Here is a 25252-nt window from a genome sequence, read left to right as displayed (position 1 = left end):
TGGGTTCCGCACGCGGCTCACCTACATCGTGCTTCCAAGGAATTGAGCAGACCCGAGGTCCGGGTCGGCAAGCACAAGGCGCACGAACATGCTGCACGAAAAATTGAACTGGCGTTATGCCACCAAGAAAATGGACCCGTCCAAGCCTGTCACGCAAGACAAGGTGGACCGCATTCTGGAGGCCATCCAGCTGGCCCCGACCTCCAGCGGCTTGCAGCCGTTCGAAGTGATCGTGGTCACCAACCCGGACGTGAAGGCGCAGTTGCGCGATGTGGCCTATGGTCAGGCGCAGGTGACCGATGGCAGCCATGTCTTGGTCTTTGCTGCGTGGGACAATTACACCGAAGCACGCATTGACGCCGTGGTGGACCAGTTGGTGGCAGAGCGCGGGATTCCGCGCGAGGCGGTGTCGGGCTATTATGACAACCTCAAGTCGATGGTCCTGCCCCGCTCTGCCGAGGTGAACTTCGAGCATGCCGCGCGTCAGGCCTATATCGCTTTTGGCATCGGGCTGACGGCTGCGGCGTTCGAAGAGGTGGACTCGACCCCGATGGAAGGCTTTGACGCCGCCAAGGTGGATGAGATCCTCGGCCTGCGGGCGCGCGGATTGCGCTCGGTCACGCTGTTGCCGCTGGGCTACCGCGCGGCTGATGGCGATTGGCTGCTGGGCATGAAGAAAGTGCGCAAGCCGATGGCGGAACTGGTTTCCGAAGTCGCCTGACCGTTTTGGCCTTGGCCTGACAGGGCATAGGGAAGGGTGCGGCATCCAAAGGTGCCGCACCCTTTTTCCGTTTTGGTGCGGGCCTTTGCTGACCTTGGGACGGTGGACCTTGCGCGGCGCGTGGCAATCGCGGATCGTGCGGGAAATCGAAGCGGTGGCGGAGCGGGGTTATGGCGCAAGCGCGCGTTGTTTTTCATCTCCCCGCGCGGCATCTGAAGGATTGGCGCGAGACGCGCTATCTGAAATTGTTTGCCCGGATCGAGGAAGCCTTTGCACCTTTGGGCGCGCGGATAAGTGTGTGCGATCGTCGCACGCGGCCCTTTCAGGCAGGGACGACCGACGCCTATGATGACGGGGACCTGCATATTCTTGATACCGGACGGGCGCGGGGGAGGGGGGTGTTGAACGCCTCGATCGCCTATCTGCCGCCCTTCTGGCATCTCGATCCCGCAGGCATGCAGGCCGAGAGCAGCATCGGTGCGCAGGTGTTCGACCCAAGCGAGGTGCCGCAGCGCGCGGCGAACGGGTTCTTCGAGCGGATGCGCGAGCGCTATACGCTTGCGCGGCGGTCGCGGCGCGCGCAGGAGGAAGAGGCGGCGAGCTTTGCGCCGGGGGCGATCTCGGTGTTCCTGCAGGGCAGCCAGCCGGAGGAGAACGGTCTTGCCCATGTCTCGGGCGAGGCGATGCTCCGGGCCGTGGCGCGGGGGGCAGGCGGGCGGCAGGTGCTGGTCAAGCCGCATCCGCTGGCGCCCGAGCACGATGCCGCGGTGATCGCGCGCGTGATTGCGGAGGGGTGCAGCATCACCCCCACAACCGCCAATGTGCACGACATGATTGCAGCCTCGGTGGCCACCGTGAGCATAAACTCGGCCTGTGCCATCGAAGGCTTCTTGCAGCACAAGCCCGCCATTCTGTTCGGGCCGTCGGATTTTCACCATGTGGCGCAGACGGTGCGCCAGCCGGAAGGCTTTTCCGCCGCCTTGGGGAACGCCCTCGCGCTGCCTCAGCCAGACTATAGGCGGTTCCTCTATTGGTACTTCGTGCGCAACTGTCTGAATGTCGGCGCGCCCGATTTTGCCGCGAAGGTGCAGGCGATCTTTGCCCAAGCCGGTTTCCCGCCAGAGCGGTTGGGCCTGCGCGCACCTGTGATCTGAGCGCGCGCGCTTTGTCTTGCTCTTGCTGCGTTCTGGCGCTATAGGCCCCGCATCCTGACGGAGTTTTCCGGCCCGGCTCCTTGGGCTATGGACAGCAGATCAGGGCGATCAAAGACCGGCGGAGCCAACCGCAAGGCCAGAAAACCACGAAAAAGGACAAACTGCATATGTGCGCTAAAGCTACCATGGAAGACTTCGAAGCCCTCTTGAAAGAAAGCTTCGAGATTGACACCCCCGAAGAGGGTTCGGTTGTCAAAGGCAAGGTCATCGCGATCGAAGCGGGCCAGGCCATCATCGACGTCGGCTACAAGATGGAAGGCCGCATCGATCTGAAAGAATTCGCAAACCCCGGCGAACAGCCCGACATCAATGTCGGCGACGAAGTCGAGGTCTATCTGGACCGCGTGGAAAACTCGCGCGGGGAAGCCCAGATCAGCCGTGAGAAAGCCAAGCGCGAAGAAGCTTGGGACCGTCTGGAAAAAGCCTATGCCGCCGAAACCCGCGTCGATGGCGCGATCTTTGGCCGTGTCAAAGGTGGCTTCACCGTCGATCTGGGTGGCGCTGTTGCCTTCCTTCCCGGCTCGCAAGTCGACGTCCGTCCCGTGCGTGACGCCGGCCCGCTGATGGGTCTGAAGCAGCCGTTCCAGATCCTGAAGATGGACCGTCGCCGTGGCAACATCGTTGTCTCGCGTCGTGCGATCCTTGAAGAATCGCGTGCCGAACAGCGCGCCGAAGTCATCGGCAACCTGACCGAAGGCCAGACCGTTGACGGCGTGGTCAAGAACATCACCGAATACGGTGCGTTCGTTGATCTGGGCGGCGTGGACGGCCTGCTGCACGTGACCGACATGGCTTGGCGCCGCGTCAACCACCCGTCGGAAATCCTTGCCATTGGTGAGACTGTCAAAGTGCAGGTCATCAAGATCAACAAGGAAACCCACCGTATCAGCCTCGGCATGAAGCAGCTGCAGGAAGATCCGTGGGATGCAGTCGAGCGCGCCTATCCGCTGGGTTCGGTCCACAAGGGCCGCGTGACCAACATCACCGATTACGGCGCATTCGTCGAGCTGGAAGCCGGTGTCGAAGGTCTGGTTCACGTTTCGGAAATGTCGTGGACCAAGAAGAACGTGCACCCCGGCAAGATCGTTTCGACCAGCCAGGAAGTCGACGTCATGGTGCTGGAGATCGACTCCGCCAAGCGCCGTGTGTCTCTGGGCCTCAAGCAGACCCAGCGCAACCCGTGGGAAGTGTTCGCCGAGAACAACCCGGTGGGCTCGACCATTGAAGGCGAAGTCAAGAACATCACCGAATTCGGTCTGTTCATCGGTTTGGAAAACGACATCGACGGCATGGTTCACCTGTCCGACCTGTCGTGGGACCAGCGCGGCGAAGACGCGATTGCCAACTATCGCAAGGGCGACACCGTGAAGGCGGCCGTTTCGGAAGTTGACGTCGAGAAAGAGCGTATCTCGCTGTCGATCAAGGCTCTGGGCGAAGACACCTTCACCGAAGCGGTGGACGGTGTGAAGCGAGGCTCGGTCATCACGGTTGAAGTGACCGCGATCGAAGAGGGTGGCGTCGAAGTGGATTACAACGGCGCCAAGTCGTTCATCCGCCGCAGCGACCTGAGCCGCGACCGTGGCGACCAGCGCCCCGAGCGTTTCCAGGTCGGTGACAAGGTTGACGTTCGCGTGACCAACATCGACCCGAAAACCCGCCGCATGGGCCTGTCGATCAAGGCGCGCGAGATCGCCGAAGAGAAAGAAGCGGTTGAGCAGTATGGCTCGTCCGATTCGGGCGCATCGCTGGGCGATATCCTTGGCGCGGCGCTGAAAGGCGACAAGAACTGAGGCTTTGCCCTCAATTGTTGAGGAAAGGCCCCGCCGAAAGGTGGGGCCTTTTCGTATCGCACGGGGATTCCAGCCTTTTCGTTTGTGTGGCGCCGAATTTTTTGCCTATAGTCGGGTCACAATAAGCACAGCGGCGGCTGGATTTGCTCCCGCAAATCGCGAACCGCCGCAGGGGGGACACTTCGGATGATCCGTTCGGAACTGATCCAGAAAATTGCGGACGAGAACCCGCATCTTACGCAACGCCATGTCGAGCGTATCGTGAATACGGTGTTCGAAGAAATCATAGAGGCCCTGGCCAAGGGCGACCGCGTCGAATTGCGCGGATTTGGGGCCTTTTCGGTCAAGGCACGCGATGCCCGCGTCGGGCGCAACCCGCGCACGGGTGAGGCTGTTGAAGTCGAGGACAAGAAGGTGCCGTTCTTCAAGACCGGCAAGTTGCTTCGTGACAGGCTCAACGGCAAGGGTTGACGCCCGCTTGCCGATGCTTTGCGTGGCCCTTGCACCTGACGGCTGCCGCGCCGATATTCAGGGACAGGCGTCACCGGGAGTTCTATCATGATCCGTTATCTGCGTTATGCGCTTCTGGCCGTGCTGGCGATCAGCTTGCTTACGGTGGCCTTGGCCAATCGCGCGCCTGTGACGCTGAAGGCCCTGCCCGATGACCTCGCGGCGTTTTCCGGTCTGGGCTGGCAGATTGAGCTGCCGCTTTATCTGGTGATCTTTGCAAGCATACTGGTCGGGGTCCTGATCGGTTTTGTCTGGGAATGGTTCCGCGAGCATAAGCACCGCGCGCTCGCCAGCACGAAGACCCGCGAAGTCTCGAAACTGGAGCGAGAGCTTGCAGTCATGCGCGACACCAAGCCCGAACCGCAGGATGATGTGCTGGCGCTGCTGGATCAACGCAAGGCAGGCTGAGCGCAATGGTTGATATCAGGGTCAAGGTCTGCGGTCTGAGGACCGTGGCAGATGTTGCGGCGGTGGCCGCGGCCGGTGCAGCCTATGCCGGTTTTGTGTTCTTTCCCAAAAGCCCCCGCCATCTGAGCGTGGAACAGGCGCGCGAGCTTGCACTGGCCGCGCCGGTGGGTCTGGCCAAAGTGGCGCTGGTGGTGGATGCGGATGACGCGGCTCTGGACGCAATCACCGAAGCGATGCCGCTCGACATGTTGCAGTTGCATGGCCATGAGAGCCCCGATCGCGTGGCCGAGATCCGCGCGCGCTATGGTTTGCCGGTGATGAAGGCGGTGGGCGTCGCCGATGAAGGGGATCTGGCTGCGCTGCTTGATTACAGTCTGGTGGCTGACCAGATCCTCGTTGATGCCAAGCCGCCCAAGTCTGCCGATCTGCCGGGGGGCAACGGCCTGGTTTTCGACTGGCGGCTGGTGGCACAGCGGCGCTGGTTGCGTCCGTGGATGCTTGCCGGCGGGCTGACGCCGCAGAATGTGGCAGAGGCCATCCGCCTGACCAATGCGCGGCAGGTGGATGTGTCATCTGGGGTCGAGTCCTCTCCAGGTGTGAAGGATGCGGCGAAAGTTGCGGCCTTTGTCGCGGCAACACGCGCGCCCGCGATCCCCAGGTTGCGCTGAAGCTGCCCTAGCCGATCTTTGGCGACCTTAACCGCAAAGAAGAAAAGGGGGGCGAGTTCGCCCCCCTTTTACCGACGCAGCCCTGCCTTTTGGGGGCTTACATTGCAGGCAGGATCGTCAGGTCTCGCAGCGCCGCATCGGTGCCGGTGATCGGCCAGGACTGGAGGACGGCCCCGGTCTCAAGGTCGACGGTGTGCAGCGCGCCATTGGCGGCCAGCCATGCGGTGTTTGTCCCATCCGCTGTGGTGGCGATGTCAAAGCCGACGGGGCCCTCGATCATCGCACCCAACATGCCGATGGTGGCGTTGGTGCCGTCATTCGGGGCGGTCTGGCGCAGCAGCGCAGAGAGCCCGGTGTCGATGTTATACATCGCGGTGGCTTCGGGCTTGCCATAGCTGTTGCTATAGCCCGTGCCGGCGACCATCAGATTTGCCATGCCGTTTGCATCGCCGGCCTCCCACGCCAGATTGCCGTCAACGGTGACTTCGCCCGTATCCATGTTGATGCGGTGGTTGGTGGTGCCCGACATGAAGCGCAGGCGGTCGGCAGCGGGGTTCACATCGACGATCACCGCCGCGCCATCCGCGATTTCCATCATGGTGTTCATGGTCGACAGCGGGGTGGTGGCGCCCGTCATCGGGTCAATCGTCACGATGGCCTGTTCGTCGGTCACGCCGATCACGGTCATCGTGCCGGGGCGGTAGTCGATGCCGTGCAGACGGTTTACGCCTTGCACTTCAACCGTGCCGGTGACGGCGGCGGTGGAAGTGTCGATCATCACCAGCGTCTTGTCGCCGGTCAGGCCAAGGGCGGTGTCTGCGAAAGCCGGGGCTGTGAATGCGGCGGTGGCAAGAAGAACTGAAAGAATACGTGTCATAGTGTCACTCCGATGAGGGCGGCGCGGCCGCTTTTTCCTTAACGGTCCGGATACGAAAGGCCGTGTCGCGAAGTTTCAGATGTGCAGATAACGAAACCGTGACTGCGAAAGCGTCGCGTGGCTTTACCGCGTGTCACGCGCGCGCTAGGTAACCCCAGCAGATATGGAGGCGGACGATGGCCGAAGACGGAATCAACAGCTTTATGACCGGGCCGGATGAGGCGGGCCGTTTCGGCATCTTCGGCGGGCGTTTCGTGTCGGAAACGCTGATGCCGCTGATCCTTGAACTGGAAGAACGCTACGAATTTGCCAAGACCGACCCGAGCTTCTGGGCCGAAATGGATGATCTGTGGGCGCATTATGTGGGCCGCCCCAGCCCGCTTTATTATGCCGAGCGTCTGACGCAGCATTTGGGCGGTGCCAAGATCTACATGAAGCGCGACGAGTTGAACCATACCGGCGCCCATAAGATCAACAACGTGCTGGGCCAGATCATTCTTGCGCGCCGCATGGGCAAGACCCGCATCATCGCGGAAACCGGCGCAGGGCAGCACGGCGTGGCCACCGCCACCGTCTGCGCCAAGTTCGGATTGAAATGCGTGGTCTACATGGGCGCGCATGATGTCGAACGGCAGGCACCGAACGTGTTCCGCATGCGGCTTCTGGGGGCCGAGGTGGTGCCGGTGACGTCGGGACGCGGCACGCTCAAGGATGCGATGAATGATGCGCTGCGCGACTGGGTGACCAATGTGCGCGACACGTTCTATTGCATCGGCACGGTCGCAGGGCCGCACCCCTATCCGGCGATGGTGCGCGATTTCCAGTCGATCATCGGCAAGGAAGTGCGTTGGCAGCTTGCCGAGCAGGAGGGGGAGGGGCGCCTGCCCGACACCGTGATAGCGGCCATCGGGGGCGGCTCCAATGCGATGGGGCTGTTCTATCCCTTCCTTGACGATCCTTCTGTGAACATCATCGGCGTCGAGGCCGGAGGCAAGGGTGTCGACGACCGGATGGAGCATTGCGCCAGCCTCACGGGCGGCCGTCCCGGGGTGCTGCACGGCAACCGCACCTATCTCTTGCAGGACGAGGATGGCCAGATCCTCGAAGGTTTCAGCATCAGCGCGGGCCTCGACTATCCCGGCATCGGTCCCGAACATGCATGGCTGCATGATGTCGGGCGGGCGCAATATGTCTCTATCACCGATGTCGAGGCGCTTGAGGCGTTCCAGCTGTCTTGCAAGCTGGAGGGAATCATCCCGGCGCTGGAGCCGAGCCATGCGCTGGCCCATGTGATGAAGATCGCACCGACCTTGCCGCGCGACCATATCATCGTGATGAACATGTGCGGGCGCGGCGACAAGGATATCTTCACCGTTGCCAAGCATCTCGGTTTTGACATGAAAGTGTGACGCGCGGCAGATCGCACGGCACAGCCCCCGCCAGCACCGCTGGCGGGGGTTTTTCTTTGCAAGGCGCATAAACCTTGGTTTAGGGCCGTAATCCGGTGGCAGAGGCGGTGCACCCTAAACCGCCGGTTAATGGTGCGCCGCATGGCGTTGCGGCTTGCTGGACGTGTCGCCAATGGGTGCGATGCAGGCCGGGTCGGGGGGACAACTCGGGATCGGCCGAGTTCGGAGAATGACCATGATACGGAAAGTTGGACTACTGGTTCTCGGCTTGATGCTGGCGGCACCGATGGGCTTCGCGCTGACGGTGGAGCAGGCGGTCGCGGATTTGCAGGCGGCAGGATATACCCGCATCGAGGTAAAGCGCGGCCTGTCCCAGATGAAGCTGGAAGCGTTCCGGGGTGGCGAAAAGCTTGAACTGGTGCTGGATCGGGCAACCGGCGCGGTCTTGAAGCGCGAGGCAGAAGCGGTGCGTCCGGGCGAAAACACCATGCCCGGTGTCAGCATCCGCGAGCGCAACCGCGATTTCGTGCGGGTGCGCGCCGATGGCGCGGCGGATGACGATGGCGCGGGTGATGACCGTCGGGGTCGTGGCTCGGATGATGGCGCGGGTGATGACCGCCGTGGTCGCGGATCGGATGATGGCGCGGGTGATGACCGCCGTGGTCGTGGTTCTGATGATGGCGCGGGTGATGACCGGCGTGGTCGCGGATCGGACGACGGTGCGGGTGATGATGGTGGCAAGGGTCGTGGACGCGGCGGGGACGACTGAGACCCTTTGCGCCCGTCGCAGAATGCCCCGGCCTTGCCGGGGCGTTCACTCTGTAGAATAATGACTTGGCGCAAGGGCCGCGCCGTTTAGGGCCGGAAAGGAAGACATGCAGCGCCGCAGCTTTCTGGGGCTTGGTTTGGGGGCTGTCCTGATCGGACAGCCTGCCTTTGCAAAGGACTTCACCCAGCGTGTGGTGGAGCAGTTGCAGGAACAGGGTTTTGCCTCGATCGTGGTCGAGCGCACCTTGCTGGGCCGCACGCGCATTTTGGCCGACAGTCAGCGCGGGCGGCGCGAGATCATCCTGAACCCCCGCACGGGGGAGATCCTGCGCGATCTCTGGACCGTCACTTCGGATGGCAGCGGGGGGGGCGGGCTGATCCGAGATGATGACGCTGCAGACGATGACAGCGGGCGTGGCCGGGGGAGGGGGCGCGGCGGCGACGACGGCGATGACGACAGCCGCGACGATAACGGCGACGGGGACAACAGCGGCAAGGGCGGCGGTTCCGATGATGACAAGTGACCCTGCCGGCCAAGGGCGCGGCTGATGCAGCGCGGTGCGATTGTTGCAGTCTTTGTGGTGCAGGCGCTCTGCGCGTTTTTCTTTGTTTCGGACATCCTGTCTTCGCTGCTTGGCCTGCGCAGCACGCCCTTGGCTTGGGAACTGCGCGAGTTGCTCGAAATCGGCGCGGCACTGGGGCTTTTGCTGGGCCTTGTGCTCGGGGCGCTGGTCTTGCGGCGCAGCTTCCGTGACCGCGCGCGGGCCGAGGCGCGGTTGCGCCGTGCCTCGGGCGCGTTCATGGACCTGCTTGGCGAACGCTTTGACGAATGGGGGCTTACGCCGGCAGAACGCGATGTGGCGCTGTTCTCGATCAAGGGCATGAGCACGGCGGAAATCGCGGCGTTGCGGGGCACCAGCGAAGGCACCATCAAGGCGCAAACCAATGCCATCTATCGCAAGGCCGGTGTGACCGGACGGCCCCAACTCCTGAGCTTGTTCATCGAAGATCTGATGCGCGACGACGGGGCGGTGCGTCAGGCCGCGAAGGCGCCGGATGCGGCCTAGCCCAGTCTGGGCGGCCCTGCGCTGTCACGATCCTGAATGGCGATGTGCATTCCCCGTCCGATCCGATGCGCAAGGGCCGACCATGCGGCTGCGGTTTCGGCCGGAAGGGTGCGGCGCAGCACCGAATCGAAGAGGCCGAGCCAGACGGCAAACATGGGCGCGCGCACATCCCACGCTGCCATATGTGCCGCCATCGGGTTGCCGTCATAACTGCGCTCGAACAGGATGGCGTTGCGCCAGAAGCGGGCAATCTTGGTTTCATGCGCGGACCAGTCCGTGACATGCCGCGCAAAGACCGGCCCCAGACCGGGATGTTCGCGCACGCAAGCATAGAACTCGGCCACGGTCGCCTCGATCTGGGACACGGTGATGGGAAAGCGTGGCGGGATCATGGAACGGTCTTTCGCCCCTCTGGCTTTTTGCGCAAGGCGGGGATCAGGATGTTTCCGGCAGCGCGTATTGCGCAAGGATGTCGAGTGGCACGACTTGAAGTGTGATCTTGTGGGTGGCGGCAAGGTTGACCTGCGGCGCCGCGCCTTCCTCGTGAGCCTGAAGGAAGCGCCCTGCGCAGAGGCACCAGCGATCCCCCGGCTTCAGCCCTGCAAAGCCATATTCGGGGCGGGGCGTTGACAGATCGTTCCCGAGATACTTTGAAAACGCCAGAAACTCCGCCGTCATCACCGCGCAGACGGTGTGCAAGCCCCGGTCCATCGGCCCTGTGTCGCAGCAGCCGTTGCGGAAAAATCCGGTCACGGGGTCGGTAGAGCAAGGCTCCAACCGGCCGCCAAGCACGTTGACTGATGGCTCTTTCATGACGATCCCTCGTTGCCCCCTTGCCCGCGCCAAGCATAGGGCCTGCGGCTGGGGTGGTCCAGTCACAGCACAAAAGACAAGTGCAAGCGGTGATCTGGACCGCCGCCGATCTGCCGCGTATAAGGCGCGTTATGTGGATGAACCGGATCATAGCGCGAATTAGTCGCCCGGAGTTTTGACGGTCTCGTTGAAACGTCCGGGATGCCTTTTGCCTGTTGCGCGGCCGGTGCGGGCCGCCCTTTCCACACCCCCTTTTCCAAGGAATTCGCCTATGTGCGCCGATACCCCCGAAACCGCTGGCCCCGATTATCGCGACACCGTCTTTTTGCCTGAAACCGCCTTTGCGATGCGCGCAGGCCTTCCCGCCCGCGAGCCTGAATGGCTGGCGCGATGGGAGCGGCTCGGGGTTTATGACAGGCTGCGCGCCAGCGGCAAGGATCGCCCCCCGTTTGTGCTGCATGACGGCCCTCCCTATGCCAACGGGCACCTCCATATCGGCCATGCGCTGAACAAGGTGCTGAAGGATATGGTGGTGCGGTCCCAGCAGATGATGGGGCGCGATGCGCGCTATGTGCCGGGTTGGGACTGCCACGGCCTGCCGATCGAATGGAAGATCGAAGAGCAATACCGTGCCAAGGGTCTGAACAAGGATGACGTCGATGTCGTCGCCTTCCGTCAGGAATGTCGCAAGTTCGCCGAGGGCTGGATCGATGTTCAGCGCGCGGAGTTCAAGCGGCTTGGCATCACCGGCAAATGGGACCGTCCCTATCTGACGATGGATTACCATGCCGAAGCGGTGATCGCGGACGAGTTCATGAAGTTCCTGATGAACGGCAGCCTGTATCAGGGCTCCAAGCCTGTGATGTGGTCGCCCGTGGAAAAGACTGCCTTGGCCGAGGCCGAGGTCGAGTATCACGATCACACCAGCCACACGATCTGGGCGCGCTTTCCGGTTGTAAAGGCCACGGATACCCTGTTCACCAAGACGCGGACAGATGTTGTGATCTGGACTACCACCCCCTGGACCATTCCGCAGAACCGTGCCGTCGCCTATGGCCCCGGTATCGCTTACGGGCTGTATGAAATCATCGGTCGCCCCGAGCAAAGCACGCTTACCATTGGCCATCGTCTCATCCTCGCAGATGCTTTGGCAGAGGGCGTGTTCGCACAGGCCAAGCTTGCAGGTCCAGAGATGGTCCGTCGCCTTGGCGACGTGCGTGCCGATGATCTTCAGGGCATGGTCTGCGCCCATCCCTATCGCGGGATCGCCGAAGGCATGGGCGAATGGGATTATGACGTGCCTGTTCTGCCGGGTGACCATGTGACCGACGATGCAGGCACGGGCTTTGTTCACACCGCGCCCAGCCACGGGGACGACGACTATCAGATGGGCCTGAAATTCGGTCTGCCGATGACGTGGAACGTCGAGGCGGACGGCAGCTATCGCAGCGACCTTCCGGTTTTCGGCGGTCAGGCCATCCTGACCCCCGATGGCAAGGAAGGCCCTGCCAATGTTTCCAACATCAAGGCCTTGGCTGCTGCCGGCGCCTTGTTGGCCAAAGGCAAGCTCAAGCACAGCTACCCTCATTCCTGGCGGTCGAAAGCCCCGCTGATCTTCCGCAACACGCCGCAATGGTTCGTGGCCATCGACAAGCCGCTGGACGATGGCATGGACGGCTATGGCGACACGATCCGGGCGCGCGCGCTCAATTCGATCAACCAGCTTGTCACCTGGACCCCGCAAACCGGTCGCAACCGGCTTCACTCGATGATCGAAGCGCGTCCGGACTGGGTGCTGTCGCGCCAACGCGCCTGGGGCGTGCCGCTGACCTGCTTTGTCAAGAAGGGCACCCGCCCCGATGCGCCGGACTTCCTTCTGCGCAACGCCGAAGTCAACGCCCGCATCACGGCCGCCTTCGAGGCGGAAGGTGCCGATGTCTGGTATGTGGAAGGGTTCAAGGAGCGTGTGCTGGCCGGCATCGTCGATCCGGCGGACTACGATCAGGTCTTTGACGTTCTTGATGTGTGGTTCGACTCCGGCTCCACCCATGCTTTCGTGCTGCGCGATCGCGAAGATGGCACGGCGGATGGCCTTGCCGATCTTTATCTGGAAGGCACCGACCAGCATCGCGGCTGGTTCCATTCGTCCATGCTGCAAGCCTGCGGCACCAAGGGCCGCGCGCCCTATCGCGGTGTGCTGACCCACGGGTTCACGCTGGACGAGAAGGGCATGAAGATGTCCAAGTCGCTTGGCAACACGGTGGCCCCGCAACAGGTGATCGACGAATACGGCGCGGATATCCTGCGGCTCTGGGTCGCGCAAAGCGATTACACCGTCGATCTGCGGATCGGAAAGGAAATCCTCAAGGGCGTTGCTGACAGCTACCGCCGCCTGCGCAACACGATGCGCTACATGCTGGGCGCGTTGCATGGTTTCGACGAGGCGGAACGGCTGCCTGTCGAGGAGATGCCGGAGTTGGAGCAATGGGTGCTGCACCGCCTGGCCGAACTTGATGCCGACGTGCGCGCCGGTTACAGCGCCTACGATTTTCAGGGCGTGTTCCAGAAGGTCTTTACCTTTGCCACCACCGACCTTTCGGCCTTCTACTTCGATGTGATCAAGGACACGCTCTATTGCGACGGGGCGCAGACGCTGACCCGCCGTGCGGCGCGGACCGTGCTCGACCTTCTCTACCACCGTCTGACGACGTGGCTCGCGCCGATCCTTGTCTTCACGATGGAAGAGGTCTGGCTGGAGCGCTTTCCGGGGGCAGAGTCTTCGGTCCACCTGATCGACATTCCGGAAACCCCCGCAAGCTGGCGCAATGATGCGCTTGGCGCGAAATGGGCACAGGTGCGGCAGGTTCGCCGCGTGGTGACCGCCGCGCTGGAAGTCCAGCGGACCGCCAAGGTGATCGGGTCTTCGCTTGAGGCTGCTCCGGTTGTGCATGTCGAAAATCCGGCCCTGCAAGCGGCCCTGCAAAACGTGGATCTCGCTCAGGTCACCATCACCTCGGCTATCGCGCTCACCTTTGGCGCGGCCCCTGCCGGAGCCTTCACTCTTGCCGAAGTTCCGGGTGTCGGGGTCGAGTTTGCCGCCGCCGCGGGCGGGAAATGCCAGCGTTGCTGGCAAATCCTGCCGGATGTCGGCACCCACACCCACGCCGGTGTGTGCAAGCGCTGCGACACGGTTCTGGGCTGATCCTGCCGCCGCCACCCCGTGCAACGCTGCGGGACGCCTGCGGCGGGGGGGGTGTTCGGAAAAGGTGCAGGTCAGGCGCTCGGTCCGTGATTTGCACCATTCCGAGATACACCCCCGCCGGAGGCGTCCGACAGGCGGAGTAGGCGCGGGGGTGGGGATCAGTAGAAGCTTTGTGGGTCGATGTCGATCGCCAGCCGCAGGGCTGGGGGCAACCTTACCTGTTCCACCCATTCCGCAAGGGCGGATTGGAGGGCGCTGCCCTTGTCTGCCTTGACGAGAAGCCGTACGCGGTGCCTTCCCCTTATGCGGGAAATCGGGGCAGGGGCGGGGCCGAAGACCTGCGCGCCGATCCGGCGCAGCGGCGCGTCAAGTCGCGCAAGCTCTGCGCCCACATCAAAAACCTGTGCAACATCCGGCCCCGACAGGATGATGCCGGCCATGCGCCCGTAGGGCGGCACGCCTGCCGCCTGCCGCTCGGCTGCCTCGGCTTTCCAGAAGGCTTCTTCCTCGCCTCCGAGGATGGCACGGATGACGGGGTGATCGGGTTGATGGGTCTGCAGCAGGGCGGTGCCGCGCAATTCGGCGCGACCCGCCCTGCCAGCCACCTGCCGCATCAACTGGAAGGTGCGCTCGGCTGCCCGCAGGTCTGACCCCTGCAATCCAAGATCGGCGTCAATCACGCCCACGAGGGTGAGCAAAGGAAAGTTGTGGCCCTTGGCGACGATCTGGGTTCCGATGATGATATCGGCGCCCCCCGAGGCAATGGTCTCGATCTGGGCTTTCAGCGCGCGGGCCGACCCGAACAGGTCTGACGACAGGACCGCAAGCCGTGCCTCGGGAAAGGTGGCCGCCACCTCTTCGGCCAGACGTTCCACCCCGGGGCCGACAGCAGCCATTTTCCCCTCTACCTTGCAGGCAGGGCAAGCGGTTGGCACGGGCTTGGTGGCGCCGCATTGATGACAGACCAGTCGCTTCAGAAAGCGGTGCTCCACCATGCGGGCGTCGCAATCATCGCATCCGACCTGATGGCCGCAGGCGCGGCAGAGCGTGATCGGCGCATAGCCGCGACGGTTGAGGAAAAGGAGCGACTGTTCCCCCTTTGCCACCCGCGCCCGCACCGCTGCGGCAAGGCTGGGCGAGATGAAGCGGTCATGCGGCAGCGTTTCGGCGCTCATGTCGATGGCCTGCATCTGCGGCATTTCCGCAGCCCCGAAGCGCGCCCCGAGATTCAGGCGCAGATACTTTCCGGCATCGGCATTGGCCCAGCTTTCCAGCGAGGGCGTGGCCGAAGCCAAAACCACCGGACAGCCCGCGATCGCACCGCGCAGCACCGCCATATCGCGGGCGTTGTAGAGCACGCCATCTTCCTGCTTGTAGGACGTGTCGTGCTCTTCATCCACCACGATGAGGCCCAGTTGCTGAAAGGGCAGGAACAGCGCTGACCTTGCGCCCACCACGAATGACGCGCCGCCCTCGGCAACCATGCGCCAGAGGCGGCGGCGTTCGGTCAGCGTAACGCCGGAGTGCCATTCGGCAGGCCGCGCGCCAAAGCGGGCCTGCACGCGGGTGAGGAAATCGGCCGTCAGGGCGATTTCGGGAAGCAGCACCAGCGCCTGCCGCCCTTGGCGCAGACATTCGGCGACCGCCTCGAGATAGACCTCGGTCTTGCCCGAGCCTGTGACACCCTTCAGCAGGGTGCAGGAATAATCCCCCCTGTCCACCGCAGCGACGAGGGCATCGCCTGCCGCGATCTGGTCCCCCGCAAGCCGTGCTTCCGATGTTGCGCAGAGCGGCGGGTAGGGGGTGTCCTTGGGCGCATCTTCTTCGCTCAGCACGCCCTTGGCCACCAGACCCTTTACCACAGATGCCGTGCAGCCCGCCGCCTCGGTGAGTTCCGCCAGCGTGACCGCCGCGCCGCGATAGTCGCGCAGCGCCTCGACCACGCGAAAACGCGCATCAGTCAACTGGTTGGGCACCGGACCCGTCAGGCGATAAACCCGCCGCGTCGCCGCGCCCGACATCAGCCCCGGCGCGCGCGTCGCAAGGCGCAGCATGGCCGGTAGCGGGGTCAGCGTGTAATCGGCGGCCCGCGTCAGGAAGGCGCGCAATTCGGCGCGCATCGGCCGCGCATCAAGGACACGGCTGACACTTCGCAGTTTCGCCACGTCAAACCGGCCTTCTCCCGGACCCCAGATCACACCTAGCACCTTGCGCGGTCCCAGCGGCACCTCGACGAAATCTCCGTCCGCGCAGCCACCCTCGGGGGCGCGGTAATCCAGCACACCGAGGCCGGAGCGGCCAAGCGTCTCGGTGATCAGAACGCCGACGGTTTGTCCGGGCGCATAGGTCCGATCTGTGACTGTTAGCGCCATCCGCTGTCTTTCGTTCTGCCTCCCGATGGGGTAAACCCCCGATGAACCCCTCGCAACCCATCGAAGGACGCGCCCCATGAGATTTTTCGTAGACACCGCCGATGTCGAGGCAATTGCCGAGTTGAACGACCTTGGCATGGTGGATGGTGTGACCACCAACCCCTCGCTGATCCTGAAGTCTGGCCGTGACATTCTGGAAGTGACCAAAGAGATTTGCGGCATCGTGTCCGGCCCCGTGTCGGCAGAGGTCGTGGCGCTCAAGGCTGAGGACATGATCGCCGAAGGCCGCAAGCTCGCCGAAATCGCCGAAAACATCGCGGTGAAAGTGCCGCTGACCTGGGACGGCCTCAAAACCTGCAAAGTGTTGTCGGGCGAAGGCTTCATGGTCAACGTCACCTTGTGTTTCTCTGCCAATCAGGCGCTTCTGGCGGCAAAGGCAGGGGCGACCTTTATCAGCCCCTTCATCGGGCGGCTGGACGACATAAACCTCGACGGGCTCGAGCTGATCGGCGACATTCGCCAGATCTATGACAATTACGGCTTTGACACGCAGATCCTTGCCGCCTCGGTGCGCACTGCGAACCATGTCACGCAATGCGCCCTGATCGGGGCGGACGTGATGACCGCACCGCCAAACGTCATCAAGGCGATGGCCAGCCATGTGCTGACGGACAAGGGCCTGGACCAGTTCATGAAGGACTGGGCAAAGACCGGTCAGAAGATCCTGTAATCAGGACAGGGAAAGCCACAGACGGGCGAGCGCGAGTTCGGCCGTCTCATGGCCGCCGTTTTCCACTCCGGCAGACCACAGCGCGGCTCCGGCCGCATAAGCGGCGGGCATCAGTCCGCCGTTTTCGCATTGGCTGACCGCACGGATGCGGCAGCCGGAGTCCACAGCGCTGCGCAAGGCGGCAATGATCTCGGGGTCTTGCATCATGGTTCCGGCCCCGAACACGCGCAGAACAGCCCCGTCAAGCTGCGCCAAGGCGGCGCCGAGCGCGGCCGCAGGCAGACCGGGTGACAGTGACAGGATTGCCAGCCTGCGGGTGGCAAACCGGCGAGAGCTTGGGGGATAGGCGCTTTGCAGGGTGCTGCGGAAAGCGTCGGCGGCGTGGCTGTCTTGCTTGATCAGGCCGGCGGCGGGCAGCAGCCGCCCCGCGAAGGCGAGCCAGACGCCCGCTGGCGCTGTTAGGGCCGCGTCCAGCGCAAGTTGCAGGTTGGCCTCGGCATCCCCGCCCGTGTTCAGCGGGGCCATCGACCCGCTGAGGATCACCGGAAGGCGGGTTTGGTCAAGCACGCTAGAGAGTGCAGCCCCCGTAAATGCCATCGTGTCTGTTCCGTGAACAATGATGACGCCATCGCCCTGCCATGCTTCGATCCGGTCAAGCATGTGGTTCCAGTCGGCGGGGCGGATGTTGGCGCTGTCGATCAAGGGGGAGAACTGTTCGATCGTCACCTTTGTGCCTGCGGGTGCCAGCTTGTCCACCGCCGCTTCAAGCACGCCCGCGCCGGGGTGCAGGCCATCGGGGCCGGGGATCATCCCGATGGTGCCGCCCGTGTAGAGGATCAGAATATGCGCCATGCCCTTGCCCCGGTTTGCCTGTTCACGCGACATATCAGATACAGGCCGGCGGCGGAATGCGGGCGGAAATCAGCGACGCGGGCAGAATACCTTCCCCACGCTTGCCGATTTCCGCTATATTTCCCCTCAAATCAGCAAGAATGACCGGGCAGAGTTATCATGATCGAACAAGACCTGCGTGACCGCATCATTGCGGAACCCGAGACGATTCTCGAGGACCGTGATCTGATGGCCGCGCTGATCGGCGCGAACGAGCGTGCGATGGGAAGCAATATCGTCGATCTGCGCGGGATTGCGATGGAACGGCTGGAAAACCGTCTCGACCGTCTGGAAGATACGCACCGCACCGTGATTGCGGCGGCCTATGAAAATCTTGCGGGAACCAATCAGGTGCATCGGGCCATTCTGCAAATGCTTGATCCGCTCAGTTTCGAGGATTTCCTGAAAAACCTCGCCACTGACGTGGCGGCGACCTTGCGGGTGGATTGTGTGCGTCTTGTGCTGGAGTCGGTGCAGGATGCCGAAGATCCCGCGCTGCGCAAACTGGGTGAGGTCCTGTTTGTCGCCGAGCCCGGATTTGTGAGCGAGTATCTCTCGGGCGGGCGCAACGTGCCCTTGCGACCGGTGACCCTGCGCCAGACGATTCCTTCCTCCGACATGCTTTATGGCGAAACCGCGGGCTGGATCAGGTCGGAGGCGCTGCTGAAGCTTGATTTCGGCAAGGGCCGACTGCCGGGCATGCTGGTGTTGGGTGCAGAAGACCCGCACCAGTTCAAACCCACGCATGGCACGGATTTGCTGACGTTTTTTGCGGGTGTGTTTGAACGGACCATGCGCCGCTGGTTATCATGACCGCGATCTCGCCACAGGTGCGCGACGCCTTGGCAACGTGGAGCGCGCAGCTTTCGGGCGTGCATGGGGCGGCGCAAAACACGGTGGCCGCCTATTTGCGCGACGTGACAGGGTATCTGCATTTTCTGGCCATCCATCGCGGCGGCACCGAAGGTCTGGCCGGGCTGGCCGGCCTGCCACAGGGCGATTTGCGCGCCTGGATGGCACATGAGCGCGCGCGTGGTGTGTCGGCCCGGTCCTTGGCCCGCAGTCTGAGCGCGGTGAAGAACTTCACGGCATGGGTTGCAGACCGGGCCGGGGTCGATGCCTCGACCGTGCTGTCGGCCCGCGCCCCCCGCTTCAAGCGCAAGTTGCCGCGGCCTTTGTCGGCCGAGGCCGCGCAAGACATGATCGAAATCGTGGCCGATCAAGGGCAGGACGGCTGGACAGGGGCGCGCGACCGTGCGGTGGTCACGCTGCTTTATGGTTGCGGTTTGCGGATTTCCGAAGCCCTCGGCCTGACGGGGGCGGCGCATCCTCTGCCCGAGGTGCTGCGTATCACCGGCAAGGGCGACAAGACGCGTCTGGTGCCGGTTCTGCCCGTCGCGCGGGCTGCGGTGGCGGAATATGTGCGCCTGTGCCCCTTTGATCTGGCGGCAGATCAGGCATTGTTTCGGGGTGCGCGCGGCGGGCCGCTTAACCCGCGCCTGATTTCGGCAGCGATGGAACGGGCGAGGATGCAGCTGGGGCTTCCCGCCACTGCCACCCCCCATGCCATGCGCCACAGCTTTGCCACCCATCTGCTTTCCGCCGGCGGCGATCTGCGGGCGATACAGGAATTGTTGGGCCATGCCTCCTTGTCGACAACGCAAGTTTATACGGCGGTTGATGCGGCGCGTCTGATGGACGTGTATGAAAAGGCACATCCCCGTGCCTGAACTTTGTGCGAGCCTTGCCTGAGCGGTTGCACAGCGCGGCGCTTTGCGCCATCAAAACGTGATGCAACTCCGTTACAAAGCCCTCTGTGTTCATCTCCTCACCGCCTCTGGCGCCGTTCTGTCGATGTTTGCCATGTTGGCGGCGGTCGAGGAAAAATGGAGCCTGATGTTTCTTTGGCTGGTCTTTGCCCTGATTGTTGACGGCATCGACGGGCCTTTGGCACGGCGTTATGAGGTAGACAAGAACTGGCCCAATTATGATGGCGTCCTTCTGGACCTCATCATTGACTTCCTGACCTATGTGTTCATTCCGGCCTATGCGCTGTTCAAGTCCGGGCTGTTGCCGGGTTGGACCGGCTGGATTGCCATCATCGTGATCGTCTATGGTTCGGTGATCTATTTTGCCGACACACGCATGAAAACAAAGGATAAATCCTTTTCCGGCTTTCCGGCCTGCTGGAACATGGTGGTGCTTGTCCTGTTCGCGGTCGCCCCCAGCACGGGGTTGATTCTGGCCATCGTGATCGCGCTGACGGTGGCGATGTTCTGCAATCTGAAGTTCATTCACCCCACCCGCACCAAACGGTGGCGCAATGTATCCCTGCCGGTTTCACTGCTTTGGGTGGTCTTTGCCGGATGGGCGGCCTATGTCGATTTCCACCCCGCATCATGGGCGCATTGGGGGCTGATCCTGACGTCGCTTTACCTGACTTTCGCGGGAATCGCGCAGCAGGTGATCCCCGAACGCCCGGGGGCCCGCTAAAGCCGGGTCAGCAGAACCCCGGCGACAATGACGGTAGCGGCAAGCGCTTTCTCGCCGCTCATCTTCTCGCCGAACGCGATCCAGCCGATCAGCACCGCGAACAGGATCGAGGTTTCCCGCAAGGCGGCGACCACTGCGATCGGGGCGATGGTCATGGCCCAGATCGATACGGCATAGGCCCCGTAACTGGCCAGCGAGGCGACAGACCCCAAAGCCCAAGCGCGGCGGTCCAGTGGCAGGACGGACCGGCCGCGCAAGGCGAGCATTCCCAGCGTGAATATGATGCCATCCGCGACAAAGACCCAGGCGACATAGGCCGCCGGAGCGCCGGAAATTCGCGCGCCCATGCCGTCGATCATCGTGTAGGTGGCAGTTGCCGCAGCTGACCCGAGCGCAAAGGGCAGCAGCCGCCGATCTTCGCCGTTCGAGAAGACACCGCGCGCCATCAGCAGGATGCCAAGGCCAAGGACGGCGATGGCAAGATACTGGCGCGCGCTGACCGCGTCGGGCAACAGGGCCGCGCCGACCATGGCCACCACCATCGGGGCGGCCCCCCGCGCAATCGGGTAAACGCGCGACAGATCACCCCTGTCATAGGCATAGGTCAGGAAAAACTTGTAGGCAAAATGGGTGCAGCCCGCGGCAATTACCCAGGGAATCGCTGCCGGGTCAATCGGCGGCGATACCGCCACCACCGCCAGCCCGATCGGCACCTCGATCACTGACAGGATGACCATGGTTCCGACCTTGGAGGTGCCGATCTTGATCAGGGCATTCCAAAGCGCATGCAGAAAGGCCGCGCCAAGGACCGCCAGAAACACTCCAAGGCTCATGGCTCTGCCTTTGCTTTCATGCTGTGCCCGCTTGCTGCATGGAGTAAGCGGCAGCGATCATCCGTGCAAGGGTGCCGCCTGTATCCCACACAATCGCGCGCTTGGCGCAGATCGGGCTTCGGGTGTAGGAGTATGGCATGTTCGAACGCATTTCCCTTGATGACGCCCACCACCTGCCACGCTGGCGCAGGCCCGAGATGCTGCTTTACGTGATGGCTGCGGCAATGCCCCTGGCCTTTGCCACATGGTCGGCGGTGCTGAATAACTTTGTCATCGAGGTTGCCGGATTTACCGGGGTCGAGATCGGCTGGCTGCATACGGTGCGCGAGATTCCGGGCCTGCTCGCCGTGCTGGTGATCGCGCTGCTGCTGGTGTTCCGTGAACAGGTCTTGGCTCTGTGCAGTCTGCTCCTGCTCGGCCTTGCGACCGTGGTCACGGCTTGGTTTCCCAGCTTTGGCGGCTTGCTGATCGTGACCCTGCTGTCATCCATCGGGTTTCACTATTTTGAGACGGTGAACCAATCCTTGCAATTGCAATGGGTCGAAAAGGGACGCGCCCCGCAGGTGCTCGGGCGGATCGTGGCGGTGGGGTCGGGGGCGGCCCTGCTGTCTTACGGGCTGCTTGTGGTGCTGTGGGACAGGTTCAGCCTGAGCTATGACACCGTTTACATGGTGTCGGGCGGGGCGACGATTGCGCTGACGCTTTTCGCCGCGCTTGCCTATCCGCAGTTCGTCAATCCGGTCAAACAGCGGAACCGGATCGTGCTGCGCCGCCGCTACTGGCTTTTCTACGCCCTGCAATTCATGGCCGGATCGCGGCGGCAGATCTTTGTGGTCTTTGCCGGCTTCATGATGGTGGAACGCTTCGGCATGAAGGTGTCCGAGATGACGGCGCTTCTGCTCATCAATTATGTTCTTCAGATGGTCGCTGCCCCGGCCATGGGGCGCGCGCTTGGCCGGTTTGGAGAGCGCAGTGTGATGGCCTTCGAATACCTCGGCCTGACACTGGTGTTCCTGTTCTATGGCGGCATCTATTGGTTTGGCTGGGGTGTCGTGATAGCCGGGGCGCTTTACATCGCCGATCAGATGTTTTTCGCGCTGTCTTTTGCGCTGCGCACCTATTTCCAGAAAATCGCCGATCCGGCCGACATTGCGCCGACTGCGGCGGTGTCCTTTACCATCAACCACATCGCGGCGGTGTTCCTGCCCGCGGCGATGGGATATCTCTGGGCGACCTCGCCTGATTATGTGTTCCTTCTTGGGGCCGGGATGGCCCTGATTGCCTTGGGACTGGTCCTTTTGATCCCGCGCCATCCTGAACCCGGTGTCGAGACGGTTTTTGCGCGTGGATTGCCGCAACCCGCAGAGTGAGTGGCACGCGTGGCATTTAACCCTATATGACGGGTCCGACGACAGAGGATTGCAAAATGTTCTTCATGAAACGTGCCAAATCACAGATGGTTGACCCCAAGGATGCCCTGCCCGGCCGGGCTGAGCCGTTGCCGACCGCCGAGACACATTTCATCTCTGGCCTGCCGCTGAAATCGCCTGTGCCGGATGGCATGGAAGAAGCGATGTTCGGGATGGGCTGCTTCTGGGGTGTCGAGCGGAAGTTCTGGCAGGTGCCGGGCGTCTGGTTGACGATGGTCGGCTATGCCGGAGGCTATACGCCAAACCCGACCTATAAGGAAACCTGCACGCAGCTGACCGGCCATAACGAGGTGGTTCGCGTCATTTATGACCCTTCGGTGGTCAGCTATGATGCGCTTCTCAAGCTGTTCTGGGAAAATCACGACCCCACCCAAGGCATGCGGCAAGGCAATGACATCGGCTCGACCTATCGGTCGGGCATCTATACCTACACCGACGCGCAGGCCAAGGCCGCCGAGGCAAGCAAATCTGTCTATCAAGCGGCGCTGCGGGCGGCGGGCCGAGGGGAGATCACCACCGAAATCCTGCCTGCGCCCGTGTTCTACTATGCCGAAGACTACCACCAGCAATATCTCGAGAAGAACCCGAACGGGTATTGCGGCATCGGCGGCACCGGCGTGACCTGCCCGATTGGCACCGGCGTTTCGGCCTGATCTTGCCGCAGCCCGGCTTTGATGTCTTGGTAATCGGGGCGGGGCCGGCGGGCTCTGCCGCAGCGATCACCGCGGCACGGGGCGGGCTGCGGGTTGCCTTGCTCGACAAGGCAGCCTTTCCGCGTGAAAAGCTGTGCGGCGGCGGTGTTACTGCCCGGGCCCATGCTTATGCGCGAGACGTCTTTGGCGATTTGCCGGAGGCCTTGTTTCACGTCAGCCGCGCGGTGCGCTTTTCCAGCGGCGGCCAGACCCTGGGGCAACTGGACCCCGCCCCGCCGATCTACATGACCATGAGACTTGGCTTTGACGCCGAGCTGCGCGCCCGCGCGATTGCCGCAGGGGCGGTAGATCTATGCGGTCAGCGTCTTGTCGATTGCGCCCCCGAGGCCGGACGCGTGACGCTGGCGGGGGGCGAGAGCCTGACTGCGCCGTTGGTGATCGGCGCCGATGGTGTTCATTCGGGCGTGGCGCGGGCGCTGTTTGGCCGCGCGCAGGATGTGGCCAGCATCGGCTTTGCGCTTGAGGCCGAGGTGCCGGGCGGGCCGGGGCCGGTGACAGACCTCGACCTGACGGCGCTGCCTTGGGGGTATGGCTGGGATTTCCCCAAGCCTCAGGGCCGAACCCTCGGCATCGGAGGGATCGCGGTGCAGGACAAGGACTTGCGCCCACGCTTTCATGACTGGCTCCGCGCGCGCGGGGTCGATCCGGCCAGCGTCAAGATCAAGGGCCATCACCTGCCATCGGGTGCCTCGCGGGCTGTGCCGGGGCGGGGTGCGGTGCTGTTGGCGGGCGATGCCGCGGGGCTGGTCGATCCGATCACCGGTGAGGGGATCGCTTGGGCGATCCTTTCGGGCCGTCTTGCCGCAGAGGCGGCGGCAGAGGCGCTGCGTGCGGGCGCGCCCCGGTCGGCCTTGGCCCGCTATCAGGCACGGATGGAGCCGATCAGGGCCGAACTGTCACGCGCGCGGTTTCTGGCGCAGGTGGTGTATCATCCTCTGTTGCAGCCGCGCTTGCTGCGCGCGCTCGCAGGGTCGGACCACCTGCAGCGCCGCTATCTGGCCTTGCTTGCGGGCGAGATGGATTATGCAGATCTGGGGCTGCGCCGCATGGCCGGGGTGGTCTGGCGCGTTTTGCGGGGGCACGGCGCGCGCTCGCCTTGACGTCCTCGGCAGCGGCAGCTAGGGCCAAGGGCAACATCTGACAGAGGTTTCGCCATGCCCAGCTACACCGCCCTGACCACCATTGCCGGTGACGAAGCCGCAGAAGCCTTGGCGCAGGCGCTGGAGCGTATGCAGCCCGAACCGCTGGAAGTCGAGATCTATGACGAGGCCGAAACGCCCGGGCTTGCCCGCGTGGTCGCGCTCTTTGCCAAAGAGCCCAATGGCGCGCTGCTTGATGTGCTGGCCGAAGCGTTCGGGGCCACCCCCTTTACCGTCACCGAACACGCGCAGCGCACCTATACCGCGCTGACGACCCTGCCCGGCGAGGGGGCGGCCAAGGCACTCGCCGAAGCGATCGAAGCGATGGAGCCCGCGCCATATGGCGTTGGCGCGTTCGAGATCGAGGACGACTCCGGCCTGTGGGAAGTCGGCTCCTATTTTCTGGAGCAACCTGATGCCGGTATGCTCGATGCCCTTGCCGCCGCGCATGGGGCCAAGCCTTTCGTGATATCGGAACTGCCCGAGATTGACTGGGTCGCCAAGGTGCGCCGCGAACTCGCTCCGGTCGAGGCAGGACGCTTTTTCGTGTTCGGCAGTCATGACGCCGAGCGGGCAGAAGGGTTGTCTGCCGACCGCGTGCCGCTGCAGATCGAAGCGACGGTGGCCTTTGGCACCGGACATCACGGCACTACGCTGGGTTGTCTGCGTGCCTTTGACCGTCTGTTCAGCACCGGATTTGCGCCGGCGCGGGTGGCCGATATCGGCTGCGGCACGGCGGTGCTTGCGATGGCCGCGGCTGCCGTCCTGCCGGATGCTCTGGTGTTGGCGAGCGATATCGACGAGGTGGCGGTGGATGTCGCCCGCGCCAATGTGGCGATCAACGGCCTTGAAGGGCGGATCGAGTGCATGGAAGCTGCGGGCTTTGCCCATCCGCGACTGGCCGAAGCCGCTCCCTATGATCTTGTCTTTGCCAATATCCTGAAGGGGCCGCTTGTCGAGCTGGCCCCGCCGATGGCAGCGCACCTTGCGCCGTCGGGGCTGTGCATCCTGTCGGGTCTTCTGGTGGTGCAGGCAGAGGCCGTGACGGCGGCCTATGTCGCCGCCGGCTTCGAGCCCGAAGGTCGTGAAGATATCGGGGAATGGTCCACGCTTGTTATGCGCCGGATTTGAGACAAACCCCTGCGATTGTTGCCGAAGTCTCGCCTCTCTTGCCGCATTCCAGCCACATTTCCGCCCTAGGATT

At 63.2% G+C, this 25252-nt stretch carries 25 protein-coding genes; 19 read left to right on the top strand and 6 right to left on the bottom strand.

Translation table 11 applies throughout. The features are described 5' to 3' along the window. Positions 1-88: 88 nt before the first annotated feature. The 6 genes from G3572_RS16840 (at position 89) to G3572_RS16815 (ending at position 5311) form a co-directional block, all read left to right on the top strand. Positions 89-721, top strand: coding sequence for an NAD(P)H-dependent oxidoreductase (locus G3572_RS16840; protein WP_164614044.1), 633 nt, complete (start codon positions 89-91; stop codon positions 719-721). Between the two features lie 170 nt (positions 722-891). Further along, positions 892-1875, top strand: a complete 984-nt coding sequence (locus G3572_RS16835; RefSeq protein ID WP_164614042.1) for a hypothetical protein — start codon at positions 892-894, stop codon at positions 1873-1875. A gap of 107 nt (positions 1876-1982) precedes the next feature. Then, entirely contained in the window at positions 1983-3725 is a 1743-nt protein-coding gene (rpsA, locus tag G3572_RS16830; RefSeq protein WP_354004060.1) for a 30S ribosomal protein S1, read from the top strand. A gap of 186 nt (positions 3726-3911) precedes the next feature. Further along, positions 3912-4196: an integration host factor subunit beta gene (gene ihfB, locus G3572_RS16825; RefSeq protein WP_135429377.1), complete on the top strand. Its 285-nt coding sequence runs from the start codon at positions 3912-3914 to the stop codon at positions 4194-4196. An 87-nt stretch (positions 4197-4283) separates the two neighbouring features. Next, positions 4284-4643: a lipopolysaccharide assembly protein LapA domain-containing protein gene (locus G3572_RS16820; protein WP_205518771.1), complete on the top strand. Its 360-nt coding sequence runs from the start codon at positions 4284-4286 to the stop codon at positions 4641-4643. 5 nt (positions 4644-4648) lie between these two features. Then, entirely contained in the window at positions 4649-5311 is a 663-nt protein-coding gene (locus G3572_RS16815) for a phosphoribosylanthranilate isomerase (protein WP_164614038.1), read from the top strand. A gap of 97 nt (positions 5312-5408) precedes the next feature. Here the strand turns inward: G3572_RS16815 and G3572_RS16810 are convergent, their stop codons facing one another. Next, entirely contained in the window at positions 5409-6188 is a 780-nt protein-coding gene (locus G3572_RS16810; protein ID WP_164614037.1) for a DUF4394 domain-containing protein, read from the bottom strand. A 176-nt stretch (positions 6189-6364) separates the two neighbouring features. On the opposite strand from G3572_RS16810, the gene trpB reads away from it, so the two are divergent. The 4 genes from trpB (at position 6365) to G3572_RS16790 (ending at position 9432) form a co-directional block, all read left to right on the top strand. Next, positions 6365-7597, top strand: a complete 1233-nt coding sequence (trpB, locus tag G3572_RS16805; RefSeq protein WP_164614029.1) for a tryptophan synthase subunit beta — start codon at positions 6365-6367, stop codon at positions 7595-7597. Positions 7598-7832: 235 nt separating this feature from the next. Next, entirely contained in the window at positions 7833-8366 is a 534-nt protein-coding gene (locus G3572_RS16800) for a PepSY domain-containing protein (protein ID WP_164614027.1), read from the top strand. Positions 8367-8472: 106 nt separating this feature from the next. Beyond that, on the top strand, positions 8473-8889 hold the full coding sequence (locus tag G3572_RS16795) for a hypothetical protein (protein ID WP_205518770.1): 417 nt from the start codon (positions 8473-8475) through the stop codon (positions 8887-8889). A gap of 24 nt (positions 8890-8913) precedes the next feature. Next, complete coding sequence (locus G3572_RS16790; RefSeq protein WP_164614025.1) at positions 8914-9432, top strand: helix-turn-helix transcriptional regulator; 519 nt, start codon at positions 8914-8916, stop codon at positions 9430-9432. On the opposite strand, the gene G3572_RS16785 is transcribed toward G3572_RS16790, so the two are convergent. Continuing rightward, on the bottom strand, positions 9429-9824 hold the full coding sequence (locus tag G3572_RS16785; protein WP_164614023.1) for a group III truncated hemoglobin: 396 nt from the start codon (positions 9822-9824) through the stop codon (positions 9429-9431). The two genes, G3572_RS16790 and G3572_RS16785, sit on opposite strands and share 4 nt — an antisense overlap. A gap of 43 nt (positions 9825-9867) precedes the next feature. Beyond that, positions 9868-10245, bottom strand: a complete 378-nt coding sequence (locus G3572_RS16780) for a DUF2237 family protein (RefSeq protein ID WP_164614021.1) — start codon at positions 10243-10245, stop codon at positions 9868-9870. A gap of 271 nt (positions 10246-10516) precedes the next feature. Here G3572_RS16780 and ileS point away from each other — a divergent pair, with 271 nt between their 5' ends. Further along, positions 10517-13447, top strand: coding sequence for an isoleucine--tRNA ligase (gene ileS, locus G3572_RS16775; RefSeq protein ID WP_164614019.1), 2931 nt, complete (start codon positions 10517-10519; stop codon positions 13445-13447). Between the two features lie 158 nt (positions 13448-13605). Here the strand turns inward: ileS and G3572_RS16770 are convergent, their stop codons facing one another. Then, entirely contained in the window at positions 13606-15819 is a 2214-nt protein-coding gene (locus tag G3572_RS16770) for a primosomal protein N' (protein ID WP_164614017.1), read from the bottom strand. Between the two features lie 76 nt (positions 15820-15895). Between G3572_RS16770 and fsa the strand changes: the two genes are divergently transcribed. Further along, positions 15896-16549 (top strand): fructose-6-phosphate aldolase, encoded by a 654-nt coding sequence (fsa, locus tag G3572_RS16765; protein WP_164614015.1) that lies wholly within the window; start codon positions 15896-15898, stop codon positions 16547-16549. Here fsa and G3572_RS16760 read toward each other — a convergent pair whose 3' ends face one another. After that, positions 16550-17401 (bottom strand): asparaginase, encoded by an 852-nt coding sequence (locus G3572_RS16760; protein WP_164614013.1) that lies wholly within the window; start codon positions 17399-17401, stop codon positions 16550-16552. Between the two features lie 159 nt (positions 17402-17560). Here G3572_RS16760 and G3572_RS16755 point away from each other — a divergent pair, with 159 nt between their 5' ends. The 3 genes from G3572_RS16755 (at position 17561) to G3572_RS16745 (ending at position 19933) form a co-directional block, all read left to right on the top strand. Continuing rightward, entirely contained in the window at positions 17561-18253 is a 693-nt protein-coding gene (locus tag G3572_RS16755) for a DUF484 family protein (RefSeq protein WP_164614011.1), read from the top strand. After that, positions 18247-19170 carry a tyrosine recombinase XerC gene (locus G3572_RS16750; protein ID WP_435530989.1) on the top strand — a complete coding sequence of 308 codons (924 nt, stop codon included), beginning with the start codon at positions 18247-18249 and terminating at the stop codon, positions 19168-19170. Before G3572_RS16755 ends, G3572_RS16750 begins: the two co-directional genes overlap by 7 nt. A 61-nt stretch (positions 19171-19231) precedes the next feature. Then, positions 19232-19933, top strand: coding sequence for a CDP-alcohol phosphatidyltransferase family protein (locus G3572_RS16745; RefSeq protein ID WP_164614007.1), 702 nt, complete (start codon positions 19232-19234; stop codon positions 19931-19933). Here the strand turns inward: G3572_RS16745 and G3572_RS16740 are convergent. After that, the gene (locus tag G3572_RS16740) at positions 19930-20766 is read right to left on the bottom strand and encodes an EamA family transporter (protein ID WP_164614005.1); all 837 of its coding nucleotides are present in this window, start codon (positions 20764-20766) and stop codon (positions 19930-19932) included. The two genes, G3572_RS16745 and G3572_RS16740, sit on opposite strands and share 4 nt — an antisense overlap. 137 nt (positions 20767-20903) lie before the next feature. Between G3572_RS16740 and G3572_RS16735 the strand changes: the two genes are divergently transcribed. The 4 genes from G3572_RS16735 to G3572_RS16720 all read left to right on the top strand — a co-directional run bounded on the left by G3572_RS16735 (position 20904) and on the right by G3572_RS16720 (position 25179). Continuing rightward, on the top strand, positions 20904-22136 hold the full coding sequence (locus G3572_RS16735) for an MFS transporter (protein WP_164614003.1): 1233 nt from the start codon (positions 20904-20906) through the stop codon (positions 22134-22136). Positions 22137-22192: 56 nt separating this feature from the next. Then, positions 22193-22849 (top strand): peptide-methionine (S)-S-oxide reductase MsrA, encoded by a 657-nt coding sequence (msrA, locus tag G3572_RS16730; RefSeq protein WP_164614001.1) that lies wholly within the window; start codon positions 22193-22195, stop codon positions 22847-22849. Further along, the gene (locus tag G3572_RS16725) at positions 22792-24009 is read left to right on the top strand and encodes a geranylgeranyl reductase family protein (protein WP_164613999.1); all 1218 of its coding nucleotides are present in this window, start codon (positions 22792-22794) and stop codon (positions 24007-24009) included. Before msrA ends, G3572_RS16725 begins: the two co-directional genes overlap by 58 nt. Before the next feature lie 240 nt (positions 24010-24249). Next, positions 24250-25179: a 50S ribosomal protein L11 methyltransferase gene (locus G3572_RS16720; protein WP_240335606.1), complete on the top strand. Its 930-nt coding sequence runs from the start codon at positions 24250-24252 to the stop codon at positions 25177-25179. Positions 25180-25252: the final 73 nt, after the last annotated feature.

This window comes from Pseudotabrizicola algicola, from assembly GCF_010915705.1.
GTDB classification, from domain to species: Bacteria; Pseudomonadota; Alphaproteobacteria; order Rhodobacterales; family Rhodobacteraceae; genus Pseudotabrizicola; species Pseudotabrizicola algicola.
The sequence above is the reverse complement of the archived record's forward strand: the minus strand, read 5'-3'. Positions and strand labels throughout refer to the sequence as shown.